Source organism: Methylomonas defluvii, assembly GCF_033949435.1.
Lineage (GTDB): Bacteria > Pseudomonadota > Gammaproteobacteria > Methylococcales > Methylomonadaceae > Methylomonas > Methylomonas defluvii.
In genome coordinates, this window is record NZ_JAXARY010000032.1 from 28,107 (window position 1) to 51,680 (window position 23,574).

Annotated in this window: 23 protein-coding genes; 8 read left to right on the top strand and 15 right to left on the bottom strand. The window is 53.9% G+C overall.

Annotation, left to right across the window (positions count from 1 at the left end; genetic code table 11):
- Nucleotides 1–16 precede the first annotated feature (16 nt).
- Both QLH52_RS22760 and QLH52_RS22765 read left to right on the top strand, forming a co-directional pair.
- Nucleotides 17–970 (top strand): YVTN family beta-propeller repeat protein, encoded by a 954-nt coding sequence (locus tag QLH52_RS22760; RefSeq protein ID WP_205450212.1) that lies wholly within the window; start codon nucleotides 17–19, stop codon nucleotides 968–970.
- Nucleotides 971–1,041: 71 nt separating this feature from the next.
- The gene (locus QLH52_RS22765) at nucleotides 1,042–1,332 is read left to right on the top strand and encodes a hypothetical protein (protein WP_101052361.1); all 291 of its coding nucleotides are present in this window, start codon (nucleotides 1,042–1,044) and stop codon (nucleotides 1,330–1,332) included.
- A 45-nt stretch (nucleotides 1,333–1,377) separates the two neighbouring features.
- Here the strand turns inward: QLH52_RS22765 and QLH52_RS22770 are convergent, their stop codons facing one another.
- Genes QLH52_RS22770 through QLH52_RS22780 form a run of 3 tightly spaced genes read right to left on the bottom strand, consistent with a single transcriptional unit; the run spans nucleotide 1,378 to nucleotide 4,141 of the window.
- On the bottom strand, nucleotides 1,378–1,599 hold the full coding sequence (locus QLH52_RS22770) for a FeoC-like transcriptional regulator (protein ID WP_319963060.1): 222 nt from the start codon (nucleotides 1,597–1,599) through the stop codon (nucleotides 1,378–1,380).
- Nucleotides 1,596–3,911, bottom strand: coding sequence for a Fe(2+) transporter permease subunit FeoB (feoB, locus tag QLH52_RS22775; RefSeq protein WP_319963061.1), 2,316 nt, complete (start codon nucleotides 3,909–3,911; stop codon nucleotides 1,596–1,598). Before feoB ends, QLH52_RS22770 begins: the two co-directional genes overlap by 4 nt.
- Entirely contained in the window at nucleotides 3,908–4,141 is a 234-nt protein-coding gene (locus QLH52_RS22780; RefSeq protein ID WP_033156249.1) for a FeoA family protein, read from the bottom strand. The genes feoB and QLH52_RS22780 overlap by 4 nt, the downstream gene beginning before the upstream one ends.
- 331 nt (nucleotides 4,142–4,472) lie before the next feature.
- On the opposite strand from QLH52_RS22780, the gene QLH52_RS22785 reads away from it, so the two are divergent.
- Nucleotides 4,473–6,866 (top strand): phosphoketolase family protein, encoded by a 2,394-nt coding sequence (locus tag QLH52_RS22785; RefSeq protein WP_319963062.1) that lies wholly within the window; start codon nucleotides 4,473–4,475, stop codon nucleotides 6,864–6,866.
- Here the strand turns inward: QLH52_RS22785 and QLH52_RS22790 are convergent.
- The 12 genes from QLH52_RS22790 to QLH52_RS22845 form a co-directional block, all read right to left on the bottom strand.
- Nucleotides 6,863–8,236, bottom strand: a complete 1,374-nt coding sequence (locus QLH52_RS22790) for a DUF4129 domain-containing protein (RefSeq protein WP_319963063.1) — start codon at nucleotides 8,234–8,236, stop codon at nucleotides 6,863–6,865. The genes QLH52_RS22785 and QLH52_RS22790 overlap by 4 nt on opposite strands.
- Entirely contained in the window at nucleotides 8,233–9,489 is a 1,257-nt protein-coding gene (locus QLH52_RS22795; protein WP_319963064.1) for a DUF58 domain-containing protein, read from the bottom strand. Before QLH52_RS22795 ends, QLH52_RS22790 begins: the two co-directional genes overlap by 4 nt.
- A 13-nt stretch (nucleotides 9,490–9,502) precedes the next feature.
- Complete coding sequence (locus QLH52_RS22800; RefSeq protein ID WP_319963065.1) at nucleotides 9,503–10,420, bottom strand: AAA family ATPase; 918 nt, start codon at nucleotides 10,418–10,420, stop codon at nucleotides 9,503–9,505.
- Nucleotides 10,421–10,512: 92 nt separating this feature from the next.
- Nucleotides 10,513–11,358 (bottom strand): S26 family signal peptidase, encoded by an 846-nt coding sequence (locus QLH52_RS22805; RefSeq protein ID WP_033156254.1) that lies wholly within the window; start codon nucleotides 11,356–11,358, stop codon nucleotides 10,513–10,515.
- A gap of 219 nt (nucleotides 11,359–11,577) precedes the next feature.
- Nucleotides 11,578–12,786: an NAD(P)/FAD-dependent oxidoreductase gene (locus tag QLH52_RS22810; protein ID WP_319963066.1), complete on the bottom strand. Its 1,209-nt coding sequence runs from the start codon at nucleotides 12,784–12,786 to the stop codon at nucleotides 11,578–11,580.
- Between the two features lie 15 nt (nucleotides 12,787–12,801).
- Complete coding sequence (gene bamE / locus QLH52_RS22815) at nucleotides 12,802–13,212, bottom strand: outer membrane protein assembly factor BamE domain-containing protein (protein ID WP_033156255.1); 411 nt, start codon at nucleotides 13,210–13,212, stop codon at nucleotides 12,802–12,804.
- A gap of 46 nt (nucleotides 13,213–13,258) precedes the next feature.
- Nucleotides 13,259–14,044 carry a beta-ketoacyl synthase chain length factor gene (locus QLH52_RS22820; RefSeq protein WP_319963067.1) on the bottom strand — a complete coding sequence of 262 codons (786 nt, stop codon included), beginning with the start codon at nucleotides 14,042–14,044 and terminating at the stop codon, nucleotides 13,259–13,261.
- The gene (locus QLH52_RS22825) at nucleotides 14,044–15,246 is read right to left on the bottom strand and encodes a beta-ketoacyl-ACP synthase (protein WP_319963068.1); all 1,203 of its coding nucleotides are present in this window, start codon (nucleotides 15,244–15,246) and stop codon (nucleotides 14,044–14,046) included. The genes QLH52_RS22820 and QLH52_RS22825 overlap by 1 nt, the downstream gene beginning before the upstream one ends.
- Entirely contained in the window at nucleotides 15,246–17,576 is a 2,331-nt protein-coding gene (locus QLH52_RS22830) for an MMPL family transporter (protein ID WP_319963069.1), read from the bottom strand. Before QLH52_RS22830 ends, QLH52_RS22825 begins: the two co-directional genes overlap by 1 nt.
- Before the next feature lie 3 nt (nucleotides 17,577–17,579).
- A complete protein-coding gene (locus QLH52_RS22835; protein WP_319963070.1) occupies nucleotides 17,580–18,212 on the bottom strand; it encodes a LolA family protein in 633 nt (210 codons plus the stop codon).
- Nucleotides 18,209–18,820, bottom strand: a complete 612-nt coding sequence (locus tag QLH52_RS22840; RefSeq protein ID WP_319963071.1) for a COG4648 family protein — start codon at nucleotides 18,818–18,820, stop codon at nucleotides 18,209–18,211. The genes QLH52_RS22835 and QLH52_RS22840 overlap by 4 nt, the downstream gene beginning before the upstream one ends.
- Before the next feature lie 2 nt (nucleotides 18,821–18,822).
- Complete coding sequence (locus QLH52_RS22845; protein ID WP_033156258.1) at nucleotides 18,823–19,086, bottom strand: phosphopantetheine-binding protein; 264 nt, start codon at nucleotides 19,084–19,086, stop codon at nucleotides 18,823–18,825.
- Nucleotides 19,087–19,228: 142 nt separating this feature from the next.
- Here QLH52_RS22845 and QLH52_RS22850 point away from each other — a divergent pair, with 142 nt between their 5' ends.
- The 5 genes from QLH52_RS22850 (at nucleotide 19,229) to QLH52_RS22870 (ending at nucleotide 23,490) form a co-directional block, all read left to right on the top strand.
- Nucleotides 19,229–19,732 (top strand): methyltransferase family protein, encoded by a 504-nt coding sequence (locus QLH52_RS22850; RefSeq protein ID WP_319963072.1) that lies wholly within the window; start codon nucleotides 19,229–19,231, stop codon nucleotides 19,730–19,732.
- A 56-nt stretch (nucleotides 19,733–19,788) separates the two neighbouring features.
- Nucleotides 19,789–20,031: an acyl carrier protein gene (locus QLH52_RS22855; RefSeq protein ID WP_319963073.1), complete on the top strand. Its 243-nt coding sequence runs from the start codon at nucleotides 19,789–19,791 to the stop codon at nucleotides 20,029–20,031.
- Complete coding sequence (locus tag QLH52_RS22860) at nucleotides 20,028–21,314, top strand: hypothetical protein (RefSeq protein WP_319963074.1); 1,287 nt, start codon at nucleotides 20,028–20,030, stop codon at nucleotides 21,312–21,314. The genes QLH52_RS22855 and QLH52_RS22860 overlap by 4 nt, the downstream gene beginning before the upstream one ends.
- Before the next feature lie 127 nt (nucleotides 21,315–21,441).
- Nucleotides 21,442–22,869, top strand: a complete 1,428-nt coding sequence (locus tag QLH52_RS22865) for an AMP-binding protein (protein WP_319963075.1) — start codon at nucleotides 21,442–21,444, stop codon at nucleotides 22,867–22,869.
- A gap of 144 nt (nucleotides 22,870–23,013) precedes the next feature.
- Nucleotides 23,014–23,490, top strand: a complete 477-nt coding sequence (locus tag QLH52_RS22870; protein ID WP_319963076.1) for a DUF6438 domain-containing protein — start codon at nucleotides 23,014–23,016, stop codon at nucleotides 23,488–23,490.
- Nucleotides 23,491–23,574 lie beyond the last annotated feature (84 nt).

The window sequence follows — 23,574 nt, forward strand, 5'->3', positions numbered from 1 at the left end:
TCCTGTCATTCTCACCATGCGCATCAGATATTCGTTGTTGGCTTTTTCATTGCTCGGTGCATTCGCATCTGGCGTTAGCGCTGATTCGCGCGCTTTTATTACCAATCAGTTGGATAATTCGGTATCTGTTATCGATACCAAAAGCCAACAGGTCGTTGAAACGATCAAAGTGGAAGGTAAGCCGGCTGGCGTTGCGCTGAATCAACCGAAGAAACAGGTATATATCAGCACCCCTGAAGGTGGCGGTTTTGCGGTTTTGGATAGCGAAAAACTTACTAAATTAACCAAGGTTAAGGTCGGCGGCGCTTCGCTAGGGATCACCGCGGACAGAAAGGGCGAGCAGGTATTTGTCGCTGATTGGTATGAAAATTCGGTGACGGTTTTTGATACCAAAAATTTCGCGAAAATTAAAACGCTTACGGTCGGCAAATCGCCGTCCGGCATGACCGTTAGTCCGGATAATCGCTGGCTGTATGTTGCCAATCGTATCGACGATTCGATTTCGCAAATCGATTTAAGCAAACTGACTATCCGCAATACCACCAAAGTCGGCGCGCATCCGTTTGGCATAGCGGTGGATAGTCAGGGTAAGCGTTTGTATTCCGCTAATGTGGAAAGTGACAATGTGACCGTTTTGGACGCCCGCAGTCTAAAGCGTTTGGCTACCATCAAGGTTGGCGCCAGGCCGTATGCGGTTGCACTGGCGTTGAACGATAGCCTGCTGTTTGTTACTAATCAGGACGATAGCACCGTATCGGTCGTTGATACCACCACATATAAGCAAATTGACGTGGTCGCAGTCGGCGATAAGCCGGAAGGCATCAGCACGCATCCGGACGACCAGAACGTCTATGTTGCCAACTGGTTTGACAATAATGTGTCCGTCATCGACGCCAAAACTTTAAAAGTAGTAAACACGATTAAAACGGGGGAGGGCAGTCGTGCTTTTGGCGAGTTCATTGCACGCTAGGCGATTCGGCATTTTGATGGCCGCGCATGTATGGTAGACTGCGCGCCGTTGTTAACCTCATTGAGAAATATATGGCTGAAACCGTTGAAGATTTAACCATTAGTTACGAAGACGGCGGCGTTGAAACTGTCAAGGAACTGGACAAAAAAATCCTGAGCAAGGGCGCTTGGGCGACGGTTATTTACCGTTATCAGGATTGGGAGCCGGCTAAAAATCAATATAGCCAGGATAGATTTAGCATTCGCCGTTATCAAAAACGTAACGGCGAATATCAGCAAAAATCCAAATTCAATATTTCCAGCGAAAAACAAGCGCAAGAGTTAATCGACGCGCTACAAGGTTGGTTGGCGGAAGCCAAATAAACCGCTTCAGTTTAGCGAGGCGTTTGTTTAATAAGCCTCGCTATACTAATCCACCCATTCATAGATCTCTGTCAAAGTCGGATCGCATTTGCAGCAACTGGTGCCGCAGGAAGCACCGACAGGACTTAGTCTAACCTTGCCTTTGTTGATCCACTTGCCGAGCATGCCGCGTAAGGCATCGGCATCCATATGAAAATGCAAAACAAGATCGCTCAAGGTCGCCCGACGTTTTTCCTGCAAATAGCTGCGTAAGTCGGACAATATCATTGCGGGACTCCACTGGCTTGGCGCACGCCGTAAAATCGCAACAGGAATAGTACTCCGGCAAAGATAAGCGTTAATGCCAATATCCAGCCAATAGCGGAATGCGGATGTTGTGCATAGGTCATGCCTTGATAGAAGAGGGTGGCGGTCAAGTAAGCCACAAAAGTCGTCCAGCCCACCACGAATAAAGCCCAGCTGCCGTTGGTTTCTTTGTATATTGCCGCAGTGGCGGCTACGCAGGGCGCATACAGTAAAATGAACAATAAGTAGGCAAACGCGCCGATTTGGCCGTCGAAATGCGCCTGCATGACGCCGAAGGTATCGAGTTTGACTTGCTGCTGTTCCGCTGCCGCAGCCTGATCGGAGATATTAGCGATACCCAATCCCAATGGGTCCAGCAGCTTCTCGGCAATGGCCGTCAGGTTGTCCGGTACCGTTTGACAAGCCTCTAACAGGGCTTGCTGTAAATCAAAGCTTTTTTCTTCTTCGGTATGATCGGAAACGGCCATTTGACTGTACAACGCATCCAACGTCCCGACTACGGCTTCCTTAGCCAACACGCCGGTAAAGATGCCGACGGTCGCCGGCCAGTTATCGTGGGCGATACCCATGGGGTGGAATACAGGTGTCAATGCGCGGCCGATTTCGCTTAGTACTGATTTATCGCTATTTTCCTGTCCGAAACTACCGTCCGTACCCAAAGAATTTAATACATTTAACACCAGTACCATAGGCACGATGACTTTGCCTGCGTTGAAGATAAAGGTTTTCAAGCGTTCCCAGGTTTTGGTGTAGACACCTTGCAAAGTGGGCAAATGGTAAGCGGGTAGTTCCATCAAAAAAGGAGTAGGGGAGCCGCGCAGCAAGGTGTGACGCATGATTAAACCGGTCAACACCGCCACCACAATACCGAACAAATACAAACCAAACACCAGATTCTGGCCGCCAACCGGGAAAAAGGCCGCGGCAAACAAGGCATAAACGGGCAGGCGGGCGCCGCAGGACATGAACGGATTCATCAAATTGGTCAATACCCGGTCACGCTGATTATCCAGCGTCCGGGTCGCGATAATGGCCGGTACATTGCAGCCAAAACCGACGATCATCGGCACAAACGATTTGCCGGGCAGGCCGATGATGCACATGAACCGATCCATTACAAATGCAGCTCTGGACATGTAGCCGGAATCTTCCAGCATCGATAAAAATATGAATAAAAAGCCGACAATGGGGATAAAGGTAGACACCACTTGAATACCGCCGCCGATGCCGCTGCTGATCAACACCACCAGCCAAGCAGGCCAATTCATGCCAGTTAATAGTTCGCTTAAACCGTCCACCAGTAACGCACCGACCGCTTTGTCGAAAAAGTCAACGAAAGCACTGCCGATGTTGATGGTAAACATGAACATGGCATACATGACCAACAAGAAAATCGGAATCCCCAAAAATCGATTTAACACCACGCTGTCGATTTTATCGGTGGTGCTGCGGGAAACCTCGTTAAGTTTGCAGACGCTGGTTTGTACCAGTTGATTAACCAAACCGTAGCGCGCGTCGGCCGCGAGTATGTCGATTTCATCTTGAGTTTGCGTTTCGATATCGGCGCGGAATTGTTCTGCAATTTTTTGTAGTTCAGGGCCGGCAAGTTGTTTTGCCAAGGTATCATTTTCAAGTAAGCGCAAGGCAAGCCAGCGGCTGTCACAAACTAAATCGACAGATTGCTGAGCCAATAGAGGCTGCAATTGACTGACGGCTTGTTCTATAGCTGGATGGTAATTAACTTGTAATGCGGGAATGGGCTTGCTGAGGCTAGCTCTATTGATAAGGTCGCGCAATTCCTTAATACCGGAACCCGTAGCAGCGGTAACCGGTACTACCGGGCAAGCCATTTGTTTGGCAAGCAGTTCGATGTCGATCTTGATGCCGCGCTTTTTTACCGCATCCATCATGTTCAGTACCAAAATCATCGGCACCCGCATTTCTATCAATTGCGAGGTTAGATATAGGTTTCGTTCTATATTGGAGGCATCGACGATGTTAATGATTAAATCAGCTTGGCGGGAAGCGACGTAATCTCGCGCGACTTTTTCGTCCAGGGAGATACTGTCGTCGTCGGCTTCTAATGAATAAGTGCCGGGTAGATCAACCAGGCTTATCTGTTTGCCTTGGTGCGCGTATTCGCCGGTTTTTTGTTCAACAGTCACACCAGGCCAATTGCCGACGTGTTGCCTGGAGCCGGTCAGTGCATTGAACAGTGTGGTTTTTCCGCAATTTGGGTTACCAACCACGCCAACAGTAAAATCCATACTCATATTTTTTCTATAAGTAAGACGGAGGCCTCGTTTTTACGCAGCGACAACGAAAAGCCGCGAATTTTGATTTCAACCGGATCACCCATCGGTGCAAATCGCGTAATTGTAAATTCAGTGCCTGGCGTTAAACCCATGGCCAACAACTTCTTGCGATAAACGCCACCCGATTGATCGAATCCAACTATACGACCTGTATCGCCAGTCGCCAGCGCTTTAAGATATGTCGACATGCAAACTAATTAATAATTGTTCTCATTAAGTTGCAATATAGCACATCATCCCAAAGGGATGACAATATTAGTTTACCGGATAACTACAGACGGCAATAAATTCGCATAATGTATATTATGTTAAATAGTGTGGATTGCGAAAACACGCTATTTCGATCATTGGCGAACATTGTTCCGGTTTAAGTGCTGTATCCAACCAATGCGACAATGCCAAATTTTATCGGTAATTCACTATTTTTGAATTGCACAAGCATACACTACACTAATCCAGGAATTTCCACGCCGTTCTGGTAGCGCGGAAACACGTTTTGGTCAACAAAGGAGTTAGCGCATGACGACACTGGAAACAGCTTTACCAGCGGTTATCTCGCCACTGAGCGAAGAAGAACTAAAAGGCATCAACGCCTATTGGCGAGCTTGCACTTATTTGGCGGCCGGCATGATTTATCTGCGCGATAACCCCTTATTAAAGGAACCGCTGAAACCGGACCACATCAAAAACCGGCTGCTCGGCCACTGGGGTTCCAGTCCCGGTTTGAGCTTTATCTACGTACATCTCAACCGGCTGATCAAACAATACGACCTTAACGCGATATTTCTGGCTGGTCCTGGTCACGGTGCGCCGGGAGTGTTGGCACCAGTATATCTCGAAGGCACTTACGCCGAAACTTATCCGAATAAAGGCGAAGACCAAGACGGTTTGTTGCAGTTTTTTAAAGAATTTTCGTTCCCAGGTGGCATCGGCAGCCACTGCACCCCGGAGACGCCGGGCTCTATCCATGAAGGCGGCGAGTTGGGTTACAGCATTTCCCATGCTTACGGCGCCGCTTACGACAATCCGGATTTGCTGGCGGTGGTGGTGGTCGGCGACGGCGAAGCCGAAACCGGGCCGCTCGCTACATCCTGGCATTCGAATAAATTTCTGAATCCGATCCGCGACGGCGCGGTGCTGCCCATCCTGCATCTAAACGGCTACAAGATCAACAATCCGACCTTATTATCACGGATCCCTCATGAAGAGCTGGAACAACTGTTTCGCGGCTACGGCTACACCCCGTATTTCGTGGAAGGCAGCGATCCGGACACCATGCATCAACTGATGGCTGGCGTACTGGAAACTTGCGTCCTGGAAATTCGGCGGATCCAGCAAGAAGCCCGTGCTAGTGGCATCCCTACCCGGCCGCATTGGCCGATGATTATCTTACGCAGCCCGAAAGGCTGGACCGGGCCGAAAGACGTGGATGGGCATAAAGTGGAAGCCTTTTGGCGTTCTCACCAGGTGCCGTTGGCCGGCGTGAAAGACAATCCGGCGCATATGCAACTCTTGTCTGACTGGCTGCACAGTTACAAACCGGAAGAATTGTTCGATGAGAATGGCAAGCTGATTCCTGAACTAAAAGCCCTGGCCCCACAAGGCAGCCGCCGGATGAGCGCGAACCCGCATGCCAACGGTGGTCTGTTGCGTAAGGCTTTGCGGATGCCGGATTTTCAAGATTATGCCTTGGCGTTGGATGGCCACGGCAAAGTGTCGGCGGAAAATACCCGGCCGCTGGGCAAGTTTTTGCGCGACATCATGAGTGCCAATATGCACAACTTTCGGGTATTCGGTCCCGACGAAAACAGCTCCAACAAACTGGATGATGTTTACAAAGCCAGTAAGAAAACCTGGCTGGCGGATTATCTGCCGGAAGATGCCGACGGCGGCGAACTGGCGACCGATGGCCGGGTGATGGAAATGCTCTCCGAACACACGCTGGAAGGTTGGCTGGAAGGCTATTTATTGACCGGCCGCCACGGCTTTTTTTCGTCGTACGAAGCCTTTGTACATGTGATCGACTCCATGTTCAATCAACACGCCAAATGGCTGGCCATGTCCAAGGCTGTATCCTGGCGGGCGCCGGTCTCCTCGCTAAACTTGTTGATAACCTCGACGGTCTGGCGGCAGGATCACAATGGCTTTACGCATCAGGACCCCGGCTTTTTGGACTTGGTCGTCAACAAAAGCCCGTCGGTAACGCGCATCTATTTGCCGCCCGATGTTAACTGCCTGCTGTCTGTTGCCAACCATTGTTTGCAAAGTACCGACTACATTAACGTGATAGTTTGCGACAAACAAAAACATCTGCAATACCTGGATATGGACGCGGCGATCAAACATTGCACCAAGGGCATCGGTATTTGGGAATGGGCCAGTAATGACGATGGTGCCGAGCCCGATCTGGTGATGGCCAGCGCCGGCGACATTCCCACCAAGGAAGCCTTGGCTGCGGTGGTTTTGTTGCGAGAGCACTTTCCACAATTGAAAATTCGTTTCATCAACGTGGTGGATTTGTACAAGCTAGTGCCGGCCAGCGAGCATCCGCACGGTCTGTCGGATCGGGATTTCGACAGTTTGTTTACCGTCGATAAACCGGTGATCTTCAACTTCCACGGTTATCCCTGGCTAATTCATAGGCTGGCTTATCGGCGCCATAACCATAATAATCTGCATGTGCGCGGCTACAAGGAAAAAGGCAATATCAACACCCCGTTAGAACTAGCCATTCAAAACGAAACCGACCGTTTCAGCCTGGCAATCGATGCGATAGATCGGATTCCGGCGTTGCAAGTATCCGGAGCCCACGTCAAGGAAAAGCTGCGTGACCGGCAAATCGATTGCCGCAACTACGCTTACGAGCACGGCATAGACCGGCCGGAAGACGACCAATGGCACTGGCCGTATTAAAGTTGACGATAAATTGTGCGGTACAACTGCCGCATGCGCCGAATATGCGCGTCTGCTAACGGTTTATCGCCGTAACGGGCCGCTTCGAACAAACCGGTGATTTCCGCCGCACTTCGCCGCGCATCGCGATGCCGACGACTGATTTGCGCCAGATATTCGCGGGTGTTGGCGGTATCGGCGCGAGGCACGTCGTGCAATGCAAACAAGCGCGACATCGCCCGGTAATACTGGCGGGCGGCGGTTTCGCCGCCGGCATGGCGACCGATCACACCCAAACGCAGATAGTCCCATTGGGTTATTAGCCAAATTACCCAAGGGGTTTCCCGCAACAAAGCCCCGAACGCCAGTAAAATGGCCAGTAAAATCAAAGCCAGCAAACCCAATAACGCCGCCAGCCAGTGCTCGCGCAGCCATTGTTTCAACCACTCCCACCAGTCGAAAATCACCGCAACGGCAGGAACCAAAGCTTGTTGCGCCGATTCACTAAGGTCGGCAATGCCGTCGATCGCCGCCGCCTGCCAGGCCGGCATATTGACTCGCTTAGCGGCGGCACGCATGTCCGCCGGGCTCGGCCAGCGGCTGCCGGCCTGCCATTGTTGGCTCGTGCCCTCTCCTCCTCCCACAGCTTGTTGTTGCTCGCCACCCGCTTTTTCGGCTGGTTGACCGTAACCGGTTTGGCCGCCGCTGCCGGCTTGTTCGATATCACCGCCGGGATTTTGCAAGCTGACCTGGCCGAAACGCCATTCCAGATAAGGCCAGTTGATTTGCGGCGTTATCAGATAAAGCCCGCCACCGATCAGCACGATGGCGGCGGTGGCCGCCAAAATGGCCGCGCCCTGCCCTTGGCTGCTGGGCCGGCCCAGACTCAAACGCTGCAAGTCCGCGCCGCGCCGCTGGACTTGTTCGGCAACCAGACAAAACACCACCGTCACGATATAAGGCGCTAGATAAAATAACATGGTCCAGTCGGCGCGGTAATGCGAGGCGGCAAACAATACTATCGCCAGCGACACCAACAACCCCAGATTCATCTCGCGCCGGCCGCTGGTGACGCAATTGTAGGAAGCCTGTAACATCGCCAATAGATACAACCCGGCACGCGGCATACCCCAAATCGGCATAAATACCAATACGAACAGCAAGAAACCGATAAACAACACCGCCTTTTGCCAAACCTTGCCCGCTCCCGAAAGCCAGTGGCTTTGCCGCCAGCCGACAATGGACGTGCCGCCGAATACGATAGCCCAGAACAGCATTTCCCGCACAAAGCTGCCGTATTGAATATCCAAAAACGCATTGCAGGCGACGGCCAGCCATTGCGCTAGAAACAATCCCACATAGACTGGAAAACTCAGAGACGATGCGGTCATTGGTTAAACACCGCCGTTAAGTCATCGCCTCGCCGAACCGTGACGCAATGCGCACCCAATTCCAGTAAACCGGCGTTCAATGTCCGGTCGCTAGTGTCGCGACGGGTCCAACTGGCTGCGTTTAGAAAGCTGTCACGTTCAAACAATACCGCGAACAAATACACGCCCTTGGCCCGCAGCAAAGCCAGCGCCTGCAGGGTTTCGGCATGGCGGTGCGGCGGCTCCGCCAATAACAGCACGACCGTTTCGCCGCGTATGCAATTCAACGCAATCTCGGTCAGCAATTTGGCATACGGCGTGTCGCCGTCGGCCTCCGCGACGGCCAGCGCATCCAGGATGGCTTGGTAATGAAAATCGCCTTTGCCGGACAAAATCCGCAAAGGCTGTGCGGCATCAGCCAACACGCGGCTGTGCATATTCTGGCTACAGGCATAAGCCGCCACGGAGGCGGCGATGCGTATCGCGTATTCCAGGGTACTGTGCTTGCCGCGGCCGATATTGGCGTCCTTGGCTAAATCCAGGGCGATGCAGATGCAGGCCGACGCCAAAGGCTCGAACTCCTTGACCATCAACTCATTCAAGCGCGCCGTAGTCGGCCAATGGATATGCCGAGGATTGTCGCCGCGCCGGTATTCGCGCAGGCCGGAGAATTCCGCCGCACCGGCGCCTTCCGGCAGACAATAACCACCGCGGTGAATTTGGCTGGGTGCGCCGAACAGCGGCAGCGATAGAATCGGAAAGACCTTCGGATAAATGGTCAGGGTTTGCCGGGAACGATCGGCGCGGCTGCGCGCCTCAGCCAAGCCCAACGGAAAACTGGACGCCAAGCCCATTGGCCCCAGTTTATAAAAGCCGCGCTTTTCGCACAGCAAGGGTACGTCGAAACTACGCGCGCCGCGGCCTGGCACGTAGGCAACGCTGCCCAGCAATTTATCGCCGTCGTTGGCGCCTTGTTCTGCGGCACCCACAAACGGCAAGCGGTCGACCAACTCCACCATGAAACGCGGCAGCCAGCCGCGATTTTGTATGTCGACCCGAAACACGATGGTTTCGCCTTCCAACGCCCGTTGCGGCCCGACCCGCCGCACCGATAAGCGTTGCAGCAACCAATGCGGCCAGAGCATGCTGGTCAATAAGGCGGCACTGAGCAATGCAGCGAGCAGCCAGGGCAGACTCTGTTCGCGGCTGATCGCCGCCAGATACGCGGCCAGCGTAAAGCCGCACAAGATTAAAAATTTCAGCCTCAGCGCCATTGTGGTCCAGCGATCAAACTACCGGCGGTGGCAGCCGGTCGAGAATTTCCGCGAGAATCTCGCCGGCATTGCGCCCCAATACCGCGGCCTGCGGTTTGACGATCAGGCGGTGCTCCAGAATCGCCGGCGCGATGCTTTTCACTAAATCAGGCGACACAAAATCCCGGCCGCGCAAATAAGCTAAGCCTTGCGCACCGCGCGCCAGGGCCAAGGTGCCGCGCGGGCTGATACCCAAGCGCAAATCGCTATGCTGGCGGCTGGCGGCGCTGATACCGACCATATACTTAGCTACGTCCATACTGATATGCACCGCCTTGACCTGTGCCCGCGCCGCTAGAATATCGGCTTCGGACGTGACGGCCGGCAAGCTGTCGATAGGATGAGTCTGGGTTTGCGCCGCCAGTATCCGCATTTCCTGTTCGATATTGGGGTACTCCATCCGCAAGCGCATGAAAAACCGGTCCAGCTGTGCTTCCGGCAAGGCGTGGGTGCCGGCCATATCGATTGGGTTCTGGGTAGCCAGCACCATAAACAGCTTGGGCAGTTCATGTGTATACCCGTCGACGCTGACATGAAATTCTTCCATGCATTCCAACAACGCCGATTGCGCGCGCGGTGTGGCTCGGTTGATTTCGTCGGCTAGCAGCAGATGGGTAAATACCGGCCCCGGCCGGAATTCAAAATCGGCGGTTTTTTGATTGTAGATAGCGACACCGGTAATGTCCGACGGTAATAAATCCGAGGTGCATTGCAGGCGTTTCATGTCCACCGCCACCGAACGGGCCAATGCCCTGGCCAACATGGTCTTGCCGGTCCCCGGCACATCCTCCAGCAACACATGGCCGCGGCACAGTATCGCGACCACGGCCAATTCGATGACCGGCCGTTTGCCGATAATGACTTTTTCGACGTTTTCAATTAAAGAAAGCATGGCATCCATTAGCTGAGGATTGTCCTGTTAAAGATGTGAGCGGGAAATGGGAGAGCCAAGCTTAGCAGAGCCTGGCCGTTTGTCATTCCGGACTACGAGTTAAGGCGCTTGGCAGCAAATTCGGTATCGGAAAATAGGGCCAACACCGCGAATATCACAATCGCCACCAGCGTCGTGCCCGCAGCGGCGACAGATAAGCCAAAAAACGTCAACCAGGAAACAAAAGCATAATAAATGGCCGGCATGACAGCGTTATAACCAAGCGATAGGCCTATGACTCCGAGCAATAACCAGATCGCAAAATTCAAACCAACGCTAATTCGCGCCAAGTAATAAACCGGTTTAACGATACGCTCCTTACGCTTGCCCAGTCCGAAAAATACCAGGCCATAGAGCACGATCAAAACCGAACCGTAAACGAACAGTTCCGGGTGCTGGGCCGCCGACGTCGCTTGATCGAATACATAAAGCACGCTTGCATTTATGTTGCTATGCGCCAGCAGATGGTTTGCCAATGTCCCGGGATTCGCGGACTCCGCAGTGTCGGGAATAAAATCCGGGAAAAAGAAAACGGCTTGTTGCGGCACGATTAGCGTCGAGTTGGGCAAGGTATTCCGCGGATATTCTGCGGCCGGTTTGCCGTTAACCGACAATACACCGGCTGTAAAACCGATTTCATCACCTGGCATCCCGACGATTCTGCTGATCTGCAGTTTGCCGGCCGCATCGTCAAAGCTGATCAAGCGTCCGGCTGCCAAATCCACTTTAGCGGACATTACCATAAAAGCGTTCTTGGACAACTCCTTGTATAAGGGATTGGCCGATGCCATGCGGCTGATCGGGTGGTACATAACAGTGTAAATAATCGGACAGCCGAAAACGACCACCGCCAGCAGGCTGAGCAGCGTTGGCACCAATGAAGATCGATTAACGCGCATAGTGATTCGTCCGAGTCAAAAGCCCTAAAGACTAGCACAGCCTCAAAACCGTGCATGTTGGCGACGCGGACAGATGGATGGTCGGGTTAGGATATGCCCAATGTTTGGCATTGCCTCAACTGCGCCGAGTAAAATTTGATGTTTTAGTGATGGGTTTAGATGGTTTGGGGAGGTAAAAAATGCTGCTTAGCCGGCAAAGGCTGGAAATTTCCGGAAAAACTAACTTACACTGCGGCGACCAGCTAGCAGGCTTTGTTGCAGTTTGTTGTCGTCTACCCATAAATCGCCGGCCAGCAGTTGCGCGATCTGAGCTTTCAAATCCGGATCGCGGTCGGCTTCGAAAAACAAGTTATGGACAATATTGGATTGATAAAAGCGTTCGACGAATAATCGCATCGTATTAAAACCCAGCAAGTACTGGTCATCGTCCTCGGTATGCAGCTCCGGATCGGCTTCCCGCCCGTCGCTTAGCCCGACATGGACGCGGTCGGCAACTCGGGCGGCGCTGGTGAAGGCTAAAAATACGCCGGACGAAAACACCGGATCGAGGAAGCCAGCCGCATCGCCGCAGCAGGCATAGCGGACGCCGTAGCGGCTTTGGTTGGTGTAACTGAAATCCGCTTCGACCCGTACCGGCGCGAATTGCGCCGCTCCTGTTATCAAACGACTCAGGAGCGGCGATGCAGCCAGATAACGGCGCAACAATTCTTCCGCATCGCAGTCCTTAGGGCGCTCTTTCTGTACCACCAAGCCCACACTGAGGCGCCGCTCGGCCAGCGGAATGATCCAGATCCAGCCGATGTCCACGACCGGCACGTATATATTGCCGGAACGGAACAATTCATCGGCCTCCTCGCCCGGTTGAATGTTCTCGAAGTGGGTGTATACCGCAAATTTGCCCAAATTGTCGATACGTCTGATAGCTTTGTCTTTCCTGCCCATTAACGCGCTACGGCCCGTGGCATCGATCAAATAGCGGCAGTGGTATTGGCCTTTATCGGACACGATGTCCACCCCTGCCGGTTGGCAGGCAACGTCCAGTACTTTTTCGTCCTGATGGGTATCTACGCCGTGTTTGCCGGCGTTTTCAAACAGCATTTGATCGAATGGGGCGCGTTCGATCTGGTAGGTCTTGCGATTGATTGCCAACGGAAAATACATGCGTTGTTCGGTCGCTTCGTCGATGAACACCGCTCCGCTTTTCGATAGGTTGCCAGCGCTCCAATCTATCCCCAAGCGTTGGATGACCGGTTCGCTGAACGGCAGCATGGATTCGCCAATGTGAAAACGCGGATGCCTGCCGCTCTCCAACAGCAAAACCTTGTGGCCATATTGCGCCAATAAGGTCGCGGCCGTCGAGCCGGCCGGACCGCCACCGACGACCGCAACATCATAGTCAAAACCGTTTTGCTTATTGTCGAGCATCATTCAGAGATATATTGATTAATCGTTCGGATAACCGTCTTCGGCTGCATTGTAAATGGCCCGAAACACAGTCCAATGCACGCCGCCGATGCCGGCGCCGGTGTAAGTAATGATGCCCACACCTTTGTAAAACTCATCGGTGCGCATCACGTCCGGGCCGAAATAAAACGGAATCCAGGCTTTACCGGTTTGGTAAGACTTGGTGTCGGTGGGTTGACCCAGAATTTCGTGGACTTGGCCCTGGGTCATGCCCAGCTTGAGTTTGGCGAATGGGCTATTGGCCGGAAAATTACCGTCAATCCGCGATTCCGGGGCGGTGCTTGATTGAGAGGTCGGTGCGCCTGCTTGCGCGGGCGCCTTATTGCTGGATGCGCAGCCGGCGGCCAGCGCTAAAGCGGCGAAGAATGCAAATGTTTTATAGTGCTTCACAGAGATACCTTCCGGTTAGTTTTGTCAGCGGTCAATAGTAGTTCAGTTACCGCCATTTTTCACCATCGCCCGTTTTCGGATAAGCAGAGGCCACTCCTGCATGAACTTGCCAACCCGGCATATGCGGGCTTAATGCTATGGCTTGCGGTACTCTTCCGGTTAAAGCCGCTTCAAGCAAAGGAATGGCGGCCAAAATGGGCATGCTATTAACCGAATCAGTCCAGTCCGCCGGAAAAATGCTTTCGCCAACTTGCGGTCTGCTAATCTGCATCAGTCGTCCGTCCACTGTTCCAGCCGCCAATAGCAAGGCGTAGGCAAATGCCGGATTACCGCAACCGGGAACCAGATAGCCCGGCCATGCCTCATCGTAACAAACCAATAGCAGCTCACCTCCCTGGCAAGCCAACTGGCACCAGGCTTCCAACAACGCCATTGCCAAGGTATCCGATCCTGCCGCCAGAGCGGTGGCTGGCTGGGTACATTGCTGAGCGATACTCCAATAACCCGCCACGGTATTTTGCACGGAATTATGAAAAGCGCTGGGCGACATCACCCCGTCCGCTTTCACCAGTTGGTTACAAATCTGGTCGGTGGTGTTTATTTCTCCGGCCACGCTGGCAAATATCGCCGGTAAGCTGGATGGCGAACGCTGGGCTTGCTCGCAGGCAGCGCTTGCCGCGCTGAAGGCCATCTGCATCGCCTGGCTGCTACGCCGGCGCAACAGCGGCGGAATGGTCTCGCGATTGATAGCAAAAGCCGGAAACGGCAGGTTGGCCCGAAATGCGGCGTCCGGCGCACAAACGCCGACGCCAAGCAGGCTCATGCATTCCATTATGCAGCCTCCAGCAGGACACTGGCATTGTTGCCACCGAAGCCAAACGCATTGCTCAATATCAGTCGGGCGTTGACGTTCAGTTCCGGCGCCGTTACCAGCGGAAACCGGCATTCGGGGTCGGGTACTTGCAAACCGCAGGTGCCGGGTAAAAACCCGCGCTCCAAGGCGAGTAGACTCACCACAACCTCCACGGCACCGGCCGCACCTAAGGTATGACCCAGCAAGCCTTTCACGCCGCTACAGGACGGCGGATTGGCAAACACGCTGGCTACCGCTCTGGCCTCGGCGAGATCGTTTAAAGTGCTGGCGGTGGCATGCAAATTAATGTAATCGACTTCGCTGACATCGCGTCCTGCCCAACGTAAAGCCTGCGCCATTGCCGAAGCAGCCCCAAGCCCGTCCGGGTGCGGCGCACTCATGTGATGGGCATCCGACGATTCCCCCACCGCCAACAGTCGTGGCCGATCCGTATTGTCAGTGCTGGGTTTTTCCAACAACAGTAAAGCCGCACCCTCGCCTATGTTAATCCCTTGGCGCCCGGCATCCATCGGTCGGCAAGCGTCCGCCGAGATCAGTTGCAAACTGTTGAAACCGCGCAGGGTCAGGCGGCACAAACTGTCCACCCCGGCGACTAATACCGCGTCACAGCACTCTGTGACGATTAATCTTTGCGCAGCGGCCAAGGCTTTGGCGCTGGACGAGCACGCGGTGGAGATCGCGTAGCACGGTCCTTGCAAACCCAGTTCCAGCTGCAAAAATTCGGCTGTGGCTTGGGCGGTTTGCACTTTGGTGAAATAAAAGTTGTCTGGCATCACGCCGTCTTGCTGCAAGCGAGCATAGGCGTTCTCTGAGTCGTAGATACCGGAGGTACTGGTGCCGAGTATTAAACCGACGCGGGTTGCACCGTAAAGGGCGACCGCCCTCTCCACCTCGGCGCGAAAACCGCCCTGCTCCAAAGCTTTTAGTGCCAAGCGGGCATTGCGGGAATTGTAGGTTTGCAAATCACGCCGAATGTCCGGTAAAGCTGAGGTCACCTCACCCACCACGGTATCAAAAGGAATATCGAACAAGTTTAGCGGTTTCAGGCAAGGACGATTGGCTAGCAGACTGGCGTACAAAGCGTCCACATCGTCACCGCCGGCGCTGACGCATTGGTAGGCCGTGACGGCGACTGGAGAAATCAGTGGGGAAATACGCATCAATTCTTTGGCTTTTGGATCAGTAAGGGACAAAGCAGAAAACCCAAGCTCACGCCCAAGCTTACCGACAGTGCGAGAATTGGCAAGGTGGGCGTCTTGCCCAAGCCCATGGCACCGAAGGACGCAATCGTAGTCAGAGTGGATGAGGCAATCGCGTGGTAAGTCACATCGGCATCTTGGCCGCGGTTGTCGATAAAAAAGATGCCGTAATCCAAGCACAGCGACACCGATAACAACAAGCCGATCACATGCAGAAAACTGACTTCCTCGCCCATCAGCGCCCACGTGGCAAAAATGAACAGCACGCCAGCCAGCGAAGGCAGCAAGGTCAAACACACTTTGCGCAGGTCGCGTTGTTGCAGCCAAATAAACCAGGCCATCACGATTATGCCTATGCCCAGCATCATTAAAGACCGATCCCGATATTTCCCCGCCAACTGATCCAGCTGATCTTTTTGGCTGAAGTACCGCGTGCCTTCCAAGCCGGCCAAACCGGCTGTCAATTTGGCGGGATCGTGCTCGCCCAACCACAGCGATAACATCACCCCGGATTGCCCGCTGACTATTTGCCCGGACAGAATATGTCTGACAGGCGAATCCATCACCGACTCAGCTTGCAGTGCATCGGGTGACGCAGGCGCTAACGTCCCTAACTTCTCGACCGACAAGCCCGCCTCGGCTAAGCCGGTTTGCCAAGCTTGCTGAAATTCCGGCGTCAGGCCACGTTGGTAAACCTGGCTGTTCTCTGTTTGCAACTGCTTGGATACCAACCAGGGAAACAGACCGTGATATTCGCTAATGACTCCCGCTTGCTTTAAAGACTGTAACCGGCGCTCGGCGGCTTCGGACCGTTGCAGCGCAGTTTCCCAGTCGTCGGCTTGTATCAACACAAAACGGCCCGGTTCGATACTGGAAAAATGCGCGCGCACTGCCGCATCCTGCTGTTTTAAGCTATCCATATTGACCGCTAGTTGCTGCATATCGCTCATCCAACGAATTTGCGGCAGACACAGCACAGCCATGACCACGCTGGCGGCGAACAGACCCAGCAAGATTTTCCGGTGCCGGCCGCAAAAATCCACCCAAGCGCCGATGCCGGGCAAATGCGCGGCGTGTAGCGATGAATTGACCAGCAAAGCCGGCAATACCCAACGGGTCAAGCTCAGCGAGCCGACGACGCTGGCCAAGGCAAACACGGCAATTTGCTCGAAGCCTGGAAAGCCGGTAAAGCCCAAGGCGCCGTAGCCGATCACCGTGGTCAAGCCGCCCATCAACAGGCTGGGCCACAACAGCTTGGCCGCTGATAGCGGAGTATTGCGATGCTTGGCGCAATGCACCATCACATGAATCGGGTAATCGGAGGAAATGCCGATCAAACTGGCGCCCAACGCCAACGTCAGACTGTGCACTTGCGGAAAGACTAAAGCCGTCGCCAAGGTGCCGATTACAAACGACGCGCCCTGCACCATCATTACCCAATGCAACGCCGAAAGCGAATGAAACAGGAATAAAAACACCAGCGCCACAGCCAGGCTGGATACCACCGATACCAGCGTCACATCCTGACTGATCTCGCTTTGCGCGGCCACGCTGAACACCGGCACCCCGGCCAGCGACAACTTGAAACCCTCCCCGGCCGCGGCGTTTAACGCCGCGAAATTGGCCTGTATCGCCGCTTGCAGGCGCGTCTGCGCTGCCGAATCCAGCGCCGCCGGCCGGCTTTGCAAGATTAACGCCTCCCCCTGATTGCGTTTGGCTTGCTGCTGAAATTGTCCCTGTAGCGCCTTGAAGCCGTTGAGCGACAGCAACAACGGATCTTGCTTGGCAATGGTTTTTACAAAGCTACCTTGCGGCGACAGCAAGGCTTGCTTCAATCCTGCGGCTTTGGCCGGCAATTGGGTGGGATCGAACAATGCAGGCGCGTCTTGTTCGGGGTTTAGACTGAACAGCCGGGCGTGGTAAGGCGCATACGAAGCCACCGCTTCGACCCAATCGCGGGGCGGCTGATCGGCCGGCCACACTTGCTCCACGTCATCGAGTTTAGCTAACTGACTAAGCAAGCTCGCAGTGAATGCGGCCACGGACATCGGGGTTTCAGCGCCATTCGTGGCTTCTGTCACTGGGGGGTGATCGGACTTTTCGACCACCAGCAAATAGCGCCGCGACAGTTCGCCTGACTTCAACAAGCCGGCCAACAGTCGGGAGTCTTCATCGTCGGTCGCGGTAAAAAAAGCATTCAGGTCTGTCTCGACCTTGATGTGCCAGAACGTGATGGCCAGGAATAAAGGAAACAGCAGCACGAACCAGCGTTTTCGCCATACAAAAGACACGCCCTACTCTCCGCTGGCTTCCCGCAACAAACTGGGGAGCGAATAGTCCTGTATTTGTGCTGCCGTGGCTTTGTGCATGCGGTATTCGGTGGATTCGCCGTCCGGCTGTTTGATTAAAATGCGCCGTTGCTGGTCTTGGTCATCGCCGGATAATTCAATGGAAGGGAGATCATCACCGCTCAACTCGGGTTTCGGCGTCAAGCGCAAAGTCCATTGCGGGCCTTGCTTGTCGGCGGCGATGGCATAATTAAGCTGCAAGTCTTCGGTGCGGCCTTGCAGGATGCTGCGAAACACTTTGATTTGCTCGCCCGCCGGCCCCGCCGAATCCAAAGCCGCGCTGTGACGCTGGTTTTGCTGCGGGTCCCAGTAAAGCATGTGCTGTTCGGCGATAGCCATAATCACCCGCGCCGGTTGCAGTTGCAATTTGACCAGGCTACCGTCGGTGCCGGACAGCATGACACCTTGTCCGTGCCATGGCGCGTCTGCCAGTTCCAGCACGCGGGTTTCCTCATACTGAAACTGCGCCTGACCTGTTTGGCGGATTCGAGTCAATAACTCGCTCAGGACCGCGTCATCAGTCCATCCAAGCACGGGTAATATGGCTAAAAGCAAACACAGCGTGCGCTTTATCGTCATCCCTTGAATACCTTATGGCCGTTCATGGCGATGCATTTGAAGGTCTCCAGAGCCGGTGGAATTTCCAAATCCGGAAAGCGCTTGTGCCGGTAAAACCATTCACCGGTTCCGAGTAACCCCATCAACCCATACACCACTACACCGGTGTAAAGTGCCCAAGCGGTCTGCCCAATGATAGCCGGCAGCGCGGCGCAGATCGCGATGTTGACGGCAAAGAACAAGGTCCAAACCCAGGTCAGGTTCCGGCAATATTCGGCTATACCCGGCACTAACTCGGGAAACTGCAAACGCACCAAGCGTTCAATGAAAGAAGGCGGCGACCACAGGGTATGCCCGAATAAAAAAGTCAGCCACAAATAGGCAAACGACGGCACCAGCCAGACAAAATAGGTCTTGGCAAAATAGGCGCCGGCCAGCAACACTGCTGCCAGTAAAAAACTAAGCAAACGCGAGATTAGCCCGGACGATGTAAAACCGCGCCACAAGGTCAGCGCAGCGAAGACGATGAGTTCAAAGCTGGCAAATCCCAGACCAGCCAGATAGGCACTCAAAAAAGGATAAGCGACGACGATACCGGCGATAATCAGCGGTTTGACGACCTGCCCCATGGTTAACGGGTGCGATTAGCGGCGACGAATTCGGCGAGCGAGCGGAGAGAGAGAAAGATCTGATTATTGCGTTCGTCGCCGGAGGTGATCTTGATGCCGTATTGCCGGTCCAGCATCACGCCGATTTCCAGCGCGTCGATAGAGTCCAAACCCAATCCACCGCCGAACAAAGCATCATCCGGTGACAGGTCATCCGGGACGATGTCTTCCAGGAGCAAGCCCTCGATAAGCATGGTTTTCAATTGGCTGATCAAGTCTTCTGACATGGCTGTTCAAGTTCCATTAACAAACGCCGGATTCTACACAAATTCCCGCAGCGGTTCAAAATCACTTGGATTGCGGCGTGGGGAATGCCAAAATTGCTGCGAGCTTAGCCCACCCGAACTTCCAACTCCGACAGACCGACACGTGCGTCCTTTCCTGGCCTTCAAAGTCCTGCTGTTTACCCTGATAGTCCCCGGCGCGGTGCTGATTTACCTGCCTTACTACTTACTTTCGGATCCGGAGAACTGGCAGACAGTAAATGCGGCATGGGCGATACCTGCCGGCTTGTGTATCATGCTGGGCCTAGCTATTTACCTGCGCTGCGCCTGGGATTTTGCTGTCGCGGGCTTGGGTACGCCAGCGCCTATCGATCCACCGAAGAAACTGGTAGTGAGCGGCTTGTATCGGCGGACCCGCAATCCGATGTTTCAAGGCGTATTGCTGGTGCTGCTAGCGGAATGTTTGCTGTATGCCGATCCGGGCCTGATAGGCTATGCCGGCTCGATTGCGCTGTTTTTTCATATTACCGTGGTGTTTCGCGAAGAACCGGATTTGACCAGCCGGTTTGGTGCGTCTTACAGCCACTATTGTCGGCAAGTGCCGCGCTGGGGTTTTGCGTTAAAAGCCTTTTCCCCGGAGCCGATTTAACGCACGTGCTGCGCTTTGACTAGGATTTGTTTTTAACTCACCCACCTTTTGCTGCCATGAAGGAAATACTCAAGCATTTCATCTTTGCCGAACTGATTTACCACGAAGACCCGGCCACATTCGGCGACGACGACAACCTGTTGGACGCCGGCCTGGATAGCATGGGCATCATGCGTTTAATCATGTTCGCCGAGAAAGAATTCGGCGTGACGCTGCCTGACACCGAAATCGAACCGGATAACGTCGGCAGTCTGAACTCGCTGGAAAGCTGGATCCGCCGTAGCGGTTACGCCGGATGACAAACTCTCAAGAACAGCTCTTCAATCCCGGCGATTATTTTACCTACGTACTCGATCAAGAAATTCGCAACGCCGGGATGCCCGGCGGATATTGCGGGTTTGCCTTGCAGTTGGCCCAAACGCCGGATTTGTCCGATCTGCAAAAGCGCCTGGATTTGCTGGTGGAGCGCTTTCCTCAATCCTCAGCCGTTATTCAGCCGAGCGGCAAGCGTTTCGCCTGGGTCGCCACCGGCGACCCGATACCGCTGGAACTACATCAGTGCCAACCCGGTGCGGATGAGGTGGAGGAATCGCAGCGTTTGCTGTTGGACATTTTCAATCGCCCGGAATCCCGGCCGCTGACCGTGCACTGGATAGCCGGCGCGGAAGGCGGCACTTTGCTGCTGATTTGGTTGCATCCTCTATTGGATGCGCGCGGCTGCAAGATATTGCTGGATTTTCTGTCGTCCGAACGGCCGGAAAGCTTCAAGGAATCTTCGTCCTTAATCGAAGCCAAACTGGCGCAATGGAGCTTCTGGAAAAAACTACAGTTGTTTTTCAAAGCCAAACGCCACAATACCGCCGCCAATAGCCTGGATAGTTGCCTGCCCACACAAATTGAACAAGGCCCGCAGCGCCTGCACTTAAAAATACAGCGCTTCGATGCTGACCAATCGCAACGCATCGCCAAGTTGGCGCAACAAGCCACTGGCTTGACCGGGCGTACCTTGTACTATCTCGGCTGCTTCATGCGGGCGATGGAACTGGTCGGCCCGCCGGCCGCTAAAGACGGTTATTGCATCCCTTATGCGTTTAACCTGCGCCGCCAGAACGCTCCGACGCCGGTATTCGGCAATCATATCGGCTGCCTGTTCGCCCGCGCCACTCGCGAGCAAGTGCGGGATAGAACAGGTTTGTTTGCGCATCTAGTCAGCGAACATAAGCAAGTGGTCCGCGATGAACTGGACCTGGCCTACCTGCCGCTGATGTGGCTGGGCCAATGGCTATCGCCCGACAAATACGCCAAAGTCTTGCGTAAACAACACAGCGGCGGCGAGTTGAGCTCGCTGTGGTTTTCCGACATCGGCGAACTGTCCTGGCGCAAGCAAGGCTTTCTCGGCGTCCCAGTAACTGATTTGTCCTTAATGTGCTGGATGAGCTTGCCGCCCGGTTTGGCGCTGCTGGCCTGCCAACTCGACGGCAAGCTGGTTTTGTCCTATAGCTACTTGTCGCCGGCGATCGACGAATCTTGGTTGGATGCGGTGATCGCACGGATGAATGTTGAGTTATTGGATAGCCCATGATACTCGCTCATCTCCACCCATCGTTCCCACGCTCCAGCGTGGGAATGCAGTTAGAACCGCTCCAGCGGTTCTGGACGCGGGAGCGTGGGAACCATAAAATCGTCATTTTTTAGCGAAGCCTAAACCGATGTTGCTAGCGCCTTTTCTACACCAATGCCAACTCCAGCCCGACGCCCCGGCTTTGCAAGAGCAAGACCGGCAAGTCAGCTATCGGCAATTACTGCAACAGGCCCAAACCATTGCCGCTGCCTTGCAAGCAAGAGGCGTCCGCCCCGGCCAGCCGGTCGCGGTGCATCTGGATCGCGGTATCGATGCCGCCTGCGCGCTGTTCGGTGTCTTGTTGGCGGGAGCCTGCTATGTGCCTTTAGATCTGAAGAATCCGGCACCCAGACTGAGCTTTATCGTCGCCGATGCTCGGGTTTGCGCAGCAGTAGGATCGGATTCGGCGCCTGACTGGCTAGATGAAAATTTGTGGCTGGACATCGCCAGCTGTAACGACGGTGTTCCAGCTCCAGTTGAAATTCCCGCCGAAGCGCTGGCGGCGATTTTGTATACCTCCGGCTCCACCGGGCAACCGCGCGGCGTGGCGCTTAGTCACCGGGCGATTTTGGCGTTCACATCCTGGGCCGCCGACTTGCTGGCCTTAACGCCTGCCGACCGCATCGCCAGCAGCGCGCCGTTTTTCTTCGATCTATCCACCTTCGATCTTTACGCCGTATTAGGCTGCGGTGCCAGCCTGCATTTCATCCCGGCCGGCTTGACTATGGCCCCGGCTAGGTTGAGCGCGTGGCTGAGCGAACAAGCCATCAGCGGCTGGTACACCGTGCCATCCTTGCTGGCCTTCCTCGCCTACAAGGGCAATTTAACGCAAACCCCGCTCGCCGCGTTGCGCTTTCTCATCTTCGCCGGCGAAGTGTTTCCCACCCCTGCCCTTATCGATCTGGCAGCCAGTTTGCCACAAGCGGCGCTGTACAATTTCTTCGGCCCCACCGAAACCAATGTCTGCTGCTATTGGCCGGTACAACGCGAGCGCTTGATCGCCGATCAAGCCATCCCCATAGGCTGGCCCGCCGCCGGTTGCGAACTGAGCTTGCTAGCCGATACCGGTGAATTGCTGGCGCGCGGACCGACGTTGGCCAGCGGCTACTGGCGCGATGGCCGGGTGCAAGCCTTTTTAAACGCCGACGGCTGGTACGCCACCGGCGACCGCGCCAGCGTGGAACAAGGCGAATACCGCTTCCACGGTCGCCTGGGGCGGATGCTGAAATGCTCCGGCTACCGGGTCGAGCCGGCGGAAATCGAAGCCGTCGTCAATGCCATCCCCGGTATCAAAGGCTGCGCGGTGATCGGCATGGACGATCCCACCGCCGGCCAACGTCCGGCTTTGGCATTGGTTTTGGAACCAGAACTGAACATCGCCGAGATTCGCAAGGTGCTTAGCCGCCAATTACCGGCCTATATGCAGCCGAGCCGTTTTCTGGTTTTGGAAGAATTGCCGCGATTGGCTAATGGAAAGATGGATTACATCCACTTAGCTCTTATGCTTTTAGCCTAAAGTTTGGGCGGAGATAAAACTGATTGCTTCTATTGCGAGAGTTATCCCAATCGCTGTGATATATGGACGCATGGTAATCGCGACGCTGGAGCGTGGGAACGATCTGAAACTGCATTAATCAAAAGCTTCTTAATGGAAATGAATATGGCTTTGAATAATAAAAAACAAACAGTACTTACGATCTTATTCAGTGTGTCCTTCTGGATATTTGTTTCAACGGTGGCATCAGCTGAAAATAGTATACCCGTTATCACATTGCAAACATATTGTCCATTATGCACTTGTGTTCGTGATTATAAAATCGATATATTCAACAACGGTAACGTTCATTGGTACGGCAAACATTATGTGCATATAAAAGGGCATAGGTATAAAAAAATAGATAGAACAAAAATTAAAGGATTAATAGAAAAGTTCGAAGAAGTTGATTTTTTTGACCGCCCTGAAAGTTATTTAACGGAAATGAAAAAAAAACATCAAATATGGACTGATATGTCATATATGAAAATTACGTTTAATTCGAACAAAAAAAGCAAATCGGTTGTTTATGGTAGAGCATTAATGGAACTTGAAGATGCTATTAACAGGCTGGTGAAAAACTCGAAAAGCCAAGTAAGCTAAGGCATAGATGAGCCGCCAACTGTTAAAATAGGCTACCTAAATTTGGAGCCTTTCAATGCGCGGACACGATGCCATCCAAAACAA